The 8,604-nt window shown below is 69.9% G+C and carries 6 protein-coding genes; 4 read left to right on the forward strand and 2 right to left on the reverse strand.

Going from position 1 to position 8,604, the window contains the following annotated elements:
• Positions 1-33: 33 nt before the first annotated feature.
• A complete protein-coding gene (proP, locus tag Q7F20_RS16570; RefSeq protein WP_305741170.1) occupies positions 34-1,614 on the reverse strand; it encodes a glycine betaine/L-proline transporter ProP in 1,581 nt (526 codons plus the stop codon).
• A gap of 278 nt (positions 1,615-1,892) precedes the next feature.
• Between proP and valS the strand changes: the two genes are divergently transcribed.
• Both valS and Q7F20_RS16580 read left to right on the forward strand, forming a co-directional pair.
• Positions 1,893-4,487: a valine--tRNA ligase gene (valS, locus tag Q7F20_RS16575; RefSeq protein WP_305741171.1), complete on the forward strand. Its 2,595-nt coding sequence runs from the start codon at positions 1,893-1,895 to the stop codon at positions 4,485-4,487.
• A 43-nt stretch (positions 4,488-4,530) separates the two neighbouring features.
• Complete coding sequence (locus Q7F20_RS16580; RefSeq protein ID WP_305741172.1) at positions 4,531-4,782, forward strand: hypothetical protein; 252 nt, start codon at positions 4,531-4,533, stop codon at positions 4,780-4,782.
• Positions 4,783-4,865: 83 nt separating this feature from the next.
• On the opposite strand, the gene Q7F20_RS16585 is transcribed toward Q7F20_RS16580, so the two are convergent.
• Positions 4,866-5,702, reverse strand: a complete 837-nt coding sequence (locus tag Q7F20_RS16585; protein ID WP_305741173.1) for an alpha/beta fold hydrolase — start codon at positions 5,700-5,702, stop codon at positions 4,866-4,868.
• A 121-nt stretch (positions 5,703-5,823) separates the two neighbouring features.
• Between Q7F20_RS16585 and Q7F20_RS16590 the strand changes: the two genes are divergently transcribed.
• Together Q7F20_RS16590 and Q7F20_RS16595 are read left to right on the forward strand one after the other, a co-directional pair.
• A complete protein-coding gene (locus Q7F20_RS16590; protein WP_305741174.1) occupies positions 5,824-6,408 on the forward strand; it encodes a TetR/AcrR family transcriptional regulator in 585 nt (194 codons plus the stop codon).
• Between the two features lie 88 nt (positions 6,409-6,496).
• A complete protein-coding gene (locus tag Q7F20_RS16595; RefSeq protein WP_305741175.1) occupies positions 6,497-8,524 on the forward strand; it encodes a M3 family metallopeptidase in 2,028 nt (675 codons plus the stop codon).
• The last annotated feature ends 80 nt before the right edge of the window (positions 8,525-8,604 follow it).

Here is an 8,604-nt window from a genome sequence, read left to right on the forward strand (position 1 = left end):
CGGACGCGCGCCGTGCCTCCAGGCAGTCGGCTCCTACGAGCCGGCGGGCTCCTTCGGAGCATCGCCGGGCGACGGCACGTCGCCCGAGATGATCGGGATCTCGCTCGTCGAGAAGTCCTTCGCCCAGTCCGACTGCGCCAGGTCGGACTCCGGGTCGTTGTAGTCCTTGATGACGTCGGCGATCTCGTCCTCGTGTGCGACCGTCGGGCCGGACCCCATGAGCGGCGTCGCGGCCGTCTCGCGGGTGAAGTACACCGCGACGAGGCCGATCACCGCGGCGAGCATGAGGTAGAACGCCGGGATGTCCTCGGCCCAGCCGTAGCCGGCGTCCTTCGCGGCGTTGATGAGCGCCGAGGTCGCGAGCGGGGTGGTCCCGCCGAAGAGCGACACGGACACGTTGAACGCGATCGCGAGGGCGCCGTAGCGGATGATCGTCGGGAACAGCGCCGGGAGCGTCGACGGCATGGTCGAGGTGAACGTCACGAGGACGACCCCGAGGATGAGGAGTCCGGCGAAGACCCCGATGCCCGTGCCGGTCTGGACCAGCTTCAGCGCCGGCCACGACAGCAGGATGAACCCGATGCAGCCCGCGGCGAGCACGGGACGTCGACCGAACTTGTCGGACAAGCGCCCACCGAAGGTGATGACGACCATCATGAGGATCATCACGATCACGATGAGGATCAGACCGAACGTCGCGTTCTGCCCGAGGTTCTGCTCGAGGTACGTCGGCATGTACGACAGGAGCATGTAGTCGGTCACGTTGAACACGAGGACCAACCCGATGCAGATGATGAGCGAGCGCCAGTTCTCGGCGAAGAGCTTGAGGAACGGGGTCTTCTGCCCCTCGCGCTCGGCGGCCTGCTCCTGCTGCTTCTGGAACGCCGGGGTCTCCTCGAGCTTGAGCCGGAGGTAGAGGCCGATCAGGCCGAGCGGACCGGCGATGATGAACGGGATGCGCCAGCCCCAGCTGAGGAGGGCGTCCTCGGAGAGGCCGAACTGCAGGCCGGTGACGATCGATGCGCCGAGGACGTAGCCGGCGAGGGTGCCGAACTCGAGCCACGACCCCATGAACCCGCGGCGCTTGTCCGGCGAGTACTCGGCGATGAACGTCGCCGCGCCGCCGTACTCACCACCGGTCGAGAAGCCCTGCACGAACCGCGCCACGAGCAGCAGCACGGGCGCCCAGAAGCCGATCGAGTCGTACGACGGGATGAGGCCGATCATGAGCGTGCCGGCGGCCATCAGGATCATCGTGAGCGCGAGGACCTTCTGCCGCCCGATCTTGTCGCCGATCGGGCCGAAGACGGCACCGCCGATGGGGCGCACGATGAAGGCGGCGGCGAAGAAGCCGAAGGTCGCGACGATGTTCGCGGCGGGGTCGCCCTCGGGGAGGAAGACCTTCGAGATCGTCACCGTGAGGTAGGCGAAGATGCCGAAGTCGAACCACTCCATGGCGTTGCCGAGCGCGGCGGCGGCGACGGCACGCTTGAGCAGCGACTCCTCGACGACGGTGACGTCGTCCTCGGTCAGCTTGCGTCGTGCGCGCTTCGCGGCGCCCTTCGTGCGCAGGGGGCGGTCGCCCCGTGCGTTTCCTGCTTCGTTCGGTGCCACGTGAGTTCCTCCGGTAGTGCTGTGTCTTGCCTTCGGGCGCCCGGCGGACGGCGACGCTGCAGTCCCTGCGAACCCCGCGTCCGCCGGACAAACTCCGACAGACTATCAGGCGACCGGCGTGTCTGCCGGGTCCGTGTGGTAGAAGCCGTCAGCGGTGACGGTGCGAACCGCTACCATCGTGGGTACCGCGCCGCACGTGCGTGGACACTCAGGCACCTCACCACGGACTCGGTGCCGCACAGAGCGGTCGCAGCACCGCACGGAACGGAAGGCCCGCCATGCCGAAGCCCATGCCCGAGAAGCCCACGGTCGACGGACTCGAAGACGTCTGGGGCCCGGTCTGGGAGCAGGACGGCACCTACCGCTTCGACCGTTCCGCCGCCGGCGACCGCAATGCCGTGTACTCGATCGACACCCCGCCGCCGACCGCCTCCGGCTCACTGCACATCGGGCACGTGTTCTCGTACACGCACACCGACCTCAAGGCCCGGTACGAGCGGATGCGCGGCAAGCACGTCTTCTACCCGATGGGCTGGGACGACAACGGTCTGCCGACCGAGCGCCGGGTGCAGAACTACTACGGCGTCCGCTGCGACCCGCAGCTCCCCTACGACGCCACGTTCGTGCCGCCGTTCGAGGGCGGCGACAACAAGTCGTCGAAGGCCGCCGACCAGATCCCGATCTCGCGCCGGAACTTCATCGAGCTGTGCGAGCGCCTGACCGTGCAGGACGAGCAGCAGTTCGAGCACCTCTTCCGCACGCTCGGCCTCTCGGTCGACTGGACACAGTCGTACCGGACGATCGACGACACCTCGCGGGCGAGCGCGCAGCGTGCGTTCCTCCGCAACCTCGAGCGCGGCGAGGCCTACCAGGCCGACGCCCCGACGCTCTGGGACGTGACGTTCCGCACCGCGGTGGCCCAGGCCGAGCTCGAGGACAAGGAGATGCCGGGCGCGTACCACGGCATCGCCTTCCACCGCACGGACGGCGGGGACGACGTCGTCATCCAGACCACCCGTCCCGAGCTGCTCCCCGCGTGCGTCGCCCTCGTCGCGCACCCGGACGACGAGCGCTTCCAGGACCTCTTCGGCACCACCGTGCGCTCCCCCCTGTTCGACGTCGAGGTCCCGGTGCTCGCGCACCACCTCGCGCAGCAGGACAAGGGTGCGGGCATCGCGATGGTCTGCACCTTCGGCGACACCACCGACGTGGTCTGGTGGCGCGAGCTGCAGCTGCCGAACCGCGCGATCATCGGGTTCGACGGCCGCGTCCGCTCGGACGAGCCCGCCTGGATCGAGTCCGAGGGCGGCAAGGCGCTCTACGCCGAGATGGCCGGCAAGACCGTGTTCTCGGCGAAGAAGGTCGTCGTGGACGCCCTCACCGAGTCCGGCGAGCTCATCGGCGACGTCAAGACCATCAACCACCCGGTGAAGTTCTTCGAGAAGGGCGACAAGCCCCTCGAGATCGTGTCGACCCGCCAGTGGTACATCGTCAACGGTGCCCGCGACGAGCAGCTGAAGTCGACGCTCCGCGCCCGCGGCGAGGAGATCGCCTTCCACCCGGACTTCATGCGCGTCCGGTACGACAACTGGGTCGGCGGCCTCTCCGGCGACTGGCTCATCTCGCGCCAGCGCTTCTTCGGCGTGCCGCTGCCGGTCTGGTACCCGCTCGACGCCGACGGCAACCCGGTGTACGACCAGCCGATCGTCCCGACCGAGGCGCAGCTCCCGGTGGACCCGGCGTCCGAGCCGGCCCCGGGCTACGAGGAGTCCCAGCGCGGCGTCGCGGGCGGGTTCCAGGGTGAGCTCGACGTCATGGACACCTGGGCGACCTCGTCGCTGACCCCGCAGCTCGCGGGCAAGTGGGAGTCCGACCCGGAGCTGTACGACCTCGTGTTCCCGTACGACGTCCGCCCGCAGGCGCAGGACATCATCCGCACCTGGCTCTTCACGACGGTGCTCCGCAGCCAGCTCGAAGCCGACACCGTGCCGTGGAAGCACGCGAGCATCTCCGGCTTCATCGTCGACCCCGACCGCAAGAAGATGTCGAAGTCGAAGGGCAACGTGGTCACGCCCCTCTCGATCCTCGAGCAGCACGGCGCGGACGCGGTCCGGTACTGGGCGGCCTCGTCGAAGCTCGGCACCGACGCGGCGTTCGACCCGCAGAACCCGAAGCAGATCAAGGTCGGACGCCGTCTGGCGATCAAGGTCCTGAACGCCGCGAAGTTCGTCTACGGCTTCCCACTGCCCGAGGGCGCGCACGCCGTGACCGAAGCACTCGACGCCGACATGCTCGCCGAGCTCGGTGCAGTCATCGAGCAGGCCACGACGGCGTTCGACTCGTTCGACCACGCCCGGGCCCTCGAGGTCACGGAGCGCTTCTTCTGGACGTTCTGCGACGACTACCTCGAGCTCGTCAAGGAGCGCGCGTACGGCACCGCGACCGAGTCGACGCACGAGACGCAGGCGAGTGCGGTCCTCGCGCTCCGCGCCGCGATCGACGCGCTGCTGCGCCTGCTGGCACCGTTCCTCCCGTTCGCCACGGAAGAGGTCTGGGCCTGGACCCACGAGACCAGCGTGCACCGCGCCTCCTGGCCGACCCGGGCCGAGCTGCCCGTCCAGGCCGAGCCGACGGGGCTGCTCCCTGCCGTCGGGCAGGCCCTCATCGGCATCCGCGGGGCGAAGACCGCGGCGAAGGCGTCCCAGAAGACGCCCGTGACGCGCGCGGTCGTGCAGGCTCCGGTCGAGACGCGGGCGCTCATCGAGCGCGCGGCGGTCGACCTGGCGGCCGTCGGCCGCATCGAGAACCTGTCGTTCGAGGACGGCGCGGAGCTCGCCGTCACCGAGATCGAGTTGGCCGAGCAGCAGGCGTAGGCCCGGCCCGGCAGACGGACGACGACACGACCTGGAGGCACGGATGCAGTTGGGCAGACGCTGGAACGTGGGTGCCGAGGTACCCGGGCAACTCCCCGAGACGATGATCGTCGCCGTGCGGGAGGTCGAGGACGAACTCGCGCAGGAGTCCGTCGACACGGCGGGGTGGGGGTGGACGCTGACCTTCCTCGAGGGCAAGCCGATGGTCGCGCTCGACGACGGCACCGCGATCCACCTCGACGACGCCGGCCGTGCGCAGGTCACGAACCCGGACGACGCCCCCGAAGAGGACTGAGGGCGCGCATCGCTTGGTGAGCAGCAATGGTCGGGCTCCGCGGGGGAACCCGACCATTGCTGTTCACGATGCGAGCACGCGCGCTACTTCGCGAGCCAGCCCAGCAGGACCTCGTTCACCTCGGCGGTGTGCGTGGTGAGCAGGCCGTGCGGGGCACCCTCGATCTCGACGTACTCCGCGTGCGGCAGTGCCTTGGTGAAGCGGCGGCCGGTGGCGTCGATCGGCAGGATGTTGTCCGCCGTGCCGTGCACGATGAGCGCCGGGACGGTGACCTTCGGGATGTCCTGGCGGAAGTCGGTCGGCCAGGTCAGCGGCGCCGCCGCCGACGCGATCGAACCGGAACCGGCAGCGACGTTCCAGGCGTTGCGGACCTGCTCCTCCGAGATCCGCGTGCCGAGGTTCTCGTCGAGGTTGAAGAAGTCCTGGTAGAAGTTCGTGAAGTACGCGTACCGGTCCTTCTCGACGTCGGCGGCGATGCCCTCGAAGAAGGACATCGGGCCGGCGCCGTCCGGGTTGTCGTCGGTGATCGCCAGGAACGGCTCGAGCGAGGCGAGGAACGCGACCTTGGCGATCCGGTCCTCACCGTGGCGGGCGATGTAGCGGGCGATCTCACCGGTCCCCATCGAGAAGCCGACGAGGATCACGTCCCGCAGGTCGAGCGTCTCGAGCACGGTGTGCAGGTCGTCGGCGAAGGTGTCGTAGTCGTAGCCGGTCGAGGGCTGCGAGGACTGCCCGAAGCCGCGGCGGTCGTACGTCACGACGCGGTAGCCGGCGTCGAGGAGCGGCGGGACCTGCCCTTCCCACGAGTTGCCGTCGAGCGGGAACCCGTGGATCAGCACGATCGGCTGCCCGGTCCCCTTGTCCTCGTAGTGGAGTTCGATGTCGACGCTGTTCTCGGTCCCGACGGTGATGGCACCCATGGTCGTTCCTTCCCTGCACTTCGCGGAGAACGGTCGTTCTCCGTCGATGTGCCTTACACTAGAGAACGATCGTTCCCCGCGCAACTCGGGAACGGTGAACACGCAGGGAACGGGGTACGACATGGCTACGAGCACCGTCGAGGCGGACACCAGGGCGCACATCGTCGAGGTCGCCGACCAGCTCTTCTACGCGCGCGGCATCCAGTCCGTCGGCATGGACGAGATCCGCACCGGCGCCGGGGTCTCGCTCAAGAAGCTGTACGCGGCGTTCCCCGGCAAGGAGCAGTTGATCGCCGCGGTCCTCGCCGGACGCCACGACATCTGGGAGCACGGGGTCCACGGCGCGGTCGACGCTGCCACGACCCCGCGAGAGAAGCTGCTCGCGGTCTACGACTTCCTCGAGTCGTGGTTCGGCGACGACACCTTCCGCGGCTGCGGCTTCATCAACGCGTTCGGTGAGCTCGGGGCGACCTCCCCCGCCGTCGCCGAGATCGCCCGGGCCCACAAGGACTCGTTCCAGCACTTCGTGCAGGACCTCGCGGCCTCGGTCGTCCGCGACCCCGCCGCCGCCGAGGAGCTCGCCGCACAGCTCGCCCTCCTCGCCGAGGGCGCGCAGACCACCGCCGCGATCGCCGGCTCGACGACGCCGGCGCGGCACGCGCGCCGGGCAGCCGAGACCCTCATCGACGCGGCGACGCACGCCTGAGACGCGACCACCTGTGGGACGGGAGGCGCGGGTCGGGTCCGCACCGCGCCTCCCGTCCGACGGCGTCGCCGGTCCGTAGGGTGGAGCGATGGCAACCCCGTTCGATGGACCGAGCACCCTTCCCTACGCCCTCCCGCCGTTCCGCGAGGTACGGCTCGAGCACTACCGCCCCGCGTTCGACGCCGGCATGGCCGAGCAGCGCACCGAGGTCGAGGCGATCGCCGCCTCTCCCGACGAACCGACGTTCGAGAACACCCTGGTGGCGCTCGAGCGCACCGGGCAGCTCCTCGCCCGCGTGAGCCACGTCTTCTTCACCCTGTCGTCGGCGGACTCGACGCCGGAGCTGCACGACCTCGAGGCCGAGGTCTCCCCGCTCCTCGCCGCGCACCGCGACGCCATCACCCTCGACGGGCGGCTCTACGCCCGGGTCGCAGCGGTCCGGTCCTCGCTCGGCGAGCGTGACGACCTCACCGACGAGGACCGCCGGCTGGTCGAACGGACCCACACCGAGATGACCCTGGCGGGCGCCGGGCTGGACGACGCCGGCAAGGAGCGCCTCACCGCGATCAACCAGGAGCTCTCGACGCTCACGACGACCTTCGAGCGGAACCTGCTCGAGGACACGAACGACCTCGCCGTGCACGTGACGGACGACTCGGAGCTGTCCGGCCTCGACGACGGCGCGAAGTCCGCCGCCGCCGGTGCCGCCGCGGACCGCGGGCTGGACGGCTGGCTCATCACCCTGCCGCTGTACACCGGGCACCCGTGGCTGGCGTCGCTGACCGATCGTGGGCTGCGGCGGCGGATCATGGAGGCGTCGCTCTCCCGCGGTCGACGGGGCAACGAGCACGACAACCGGGACGTGCTGCTGCGGATCGTGCGCCTCCGGGCCGAGCGTGCCGAGCTCCTCGGGTTCCCGAACCACGCCGCCGTGGTCACCGCCGACGAGACCGCGGGCACGCCCGAGGCCGTCGACGGACTGCTGTCGTCGCTCGTGCCCGCCGCCGCGGCGAACGCCGACGACGAGCGAGCCGTCCGTGCCCGGGTGGTCGGTCACGACATCGAGTCGTGGGACTGGGCCTTCGCGACCGAGCTCCTGCGCGGCGAGCAGTTCGCGGCGGACAGCTCCGCACTCCGCCCGTACTTCGAGGCCGACCGAGTGCTGCACGACGGTGTGTTCCACGCCGCCGGCGAGCTGTACGGCCTGGCCTTCACGGAGCGGCCTGACCTGCACGGGTACAACGACGAGGTGCGGGTGTTCGAGGTGCACGGCTCCTCCGGTGAGGAGGAGGGGCTCTACCTGCTCGACCTCTACACACGGGACGGCAAGCGCGGCGGCGCGTGGATGAACCCCGTCGTGGAGCAGTCCGCGCTGCTCGGGACGCTGCCCGTCGTCGTCAACAACCTCAACGTGGCGAAGCCGGCCGCCGGGTCCCCGACGCTCCTGATCCAGGACGAGGTGGAGACGCTCTTCCACGAGTTCGGCCACGCGCTGCACGGCCTCATCGCCCGCACCACCTACCCCCGGTTCTCCGGCACGAACGTGGAGCGGGACTTCGTCGAGTTCCCGTCCCAGGTGAACGAGATGTGGGTGTCGTGGCCGTCCGTCCTGGCGAACTACGCCAAGCACCACGAGACGGGTGAACCCCTGCCGCCGGAGCTCGTCCTGGGGCTCAGCGACTCCGCCGGGTTCAACGAGGGGTTCGCGACGACGGAGTACCTCGCCGCGGCGTTGCTCGACCAGGCGTGGCACCGGCTCTCCGCCGCCGAGGCCGCTGCGGTGACCTCGGTCGAGGACTTCGAGCGGTCTGCTCTGGAGTCAGCCGGCATCGCGGTCGAGGCCGTCCCGCCGCGGTACTCGTCGACGTACTTCGCGCACACGTTCTCGGGCGGGTACGACGCCGGGTACTACGGGTACATCTGGTCCGAGGTGCTCGATGCCGACACCGTGGAGTGGTTCCGCGACAACGGAGGGCTCTCGCGCTCGGCCGGTTCGCAGTTCGCGTCGAAGCTGCTCGGCGTCGGAGGGGCGAAGGACCCGCTCGAGGCGTACCGGGACTTCCGCGGGCGCGATGCCGAGGTCGGGCCGCTGTTGCGGCGTCGCGGACTGGAGTAGGGGGCGCGCGCGGCGCGCGGCGCGTGGTCTTCCGCGCCCCGCCACGGGCATTGCGCCCCGGCTCTCCGGGGCGCAATGCC

It is taken from the genome of Curtobacterium sp. A7_M15, from assembly GCF_030705415.1.
Lineage (GTDB): Bacteria > Actinomycetota > Actinomycetes > Actinomycetales > Microbacteriaceae > Curtobacterium.

What these genes read in the sequence shown, in the direction of transcription:
- valS (WP_305741171.1), top strand. Translation starts at nt 1,893, where the DNA reads ATGCCGAAGCCCATGCCCGAGAAGCCCACGGTCGACGGACTCGAAGAC.
- Q7F20_RS16580 (WP_305741172.1), top strand. Translation starts at nt 4,531, where the DNA reads ATGCAGTTGGGCAGACGCTGGAACGTGGGTGCCGAGGTACCCGGGCAA.
- Q7F20_RS16585 (WP_305741173.1), bottom strand. Translation starts at nt 5,702, where the DNA reads ATGGGTGCCATCACCGTCGGGACCGAGAACAGCGTCGACATCGAACTC.
- Q7F20_RS16590 (WP_305741174.1), top strand. Translation starts at nt 5,824, where the DNA reads ATGGCTACGAGCACCGTCGAGGCGGACACCAGGGCGCACATCGTCGAG.
- Q7F20_RS16595 (WP_305741175.1), top strand. Translation starts at nt 6,497, where the DNA reads ATGGCAACCCCGTTCGATGGACCGAGCACCCTTCCCTACGCCCTCCCG.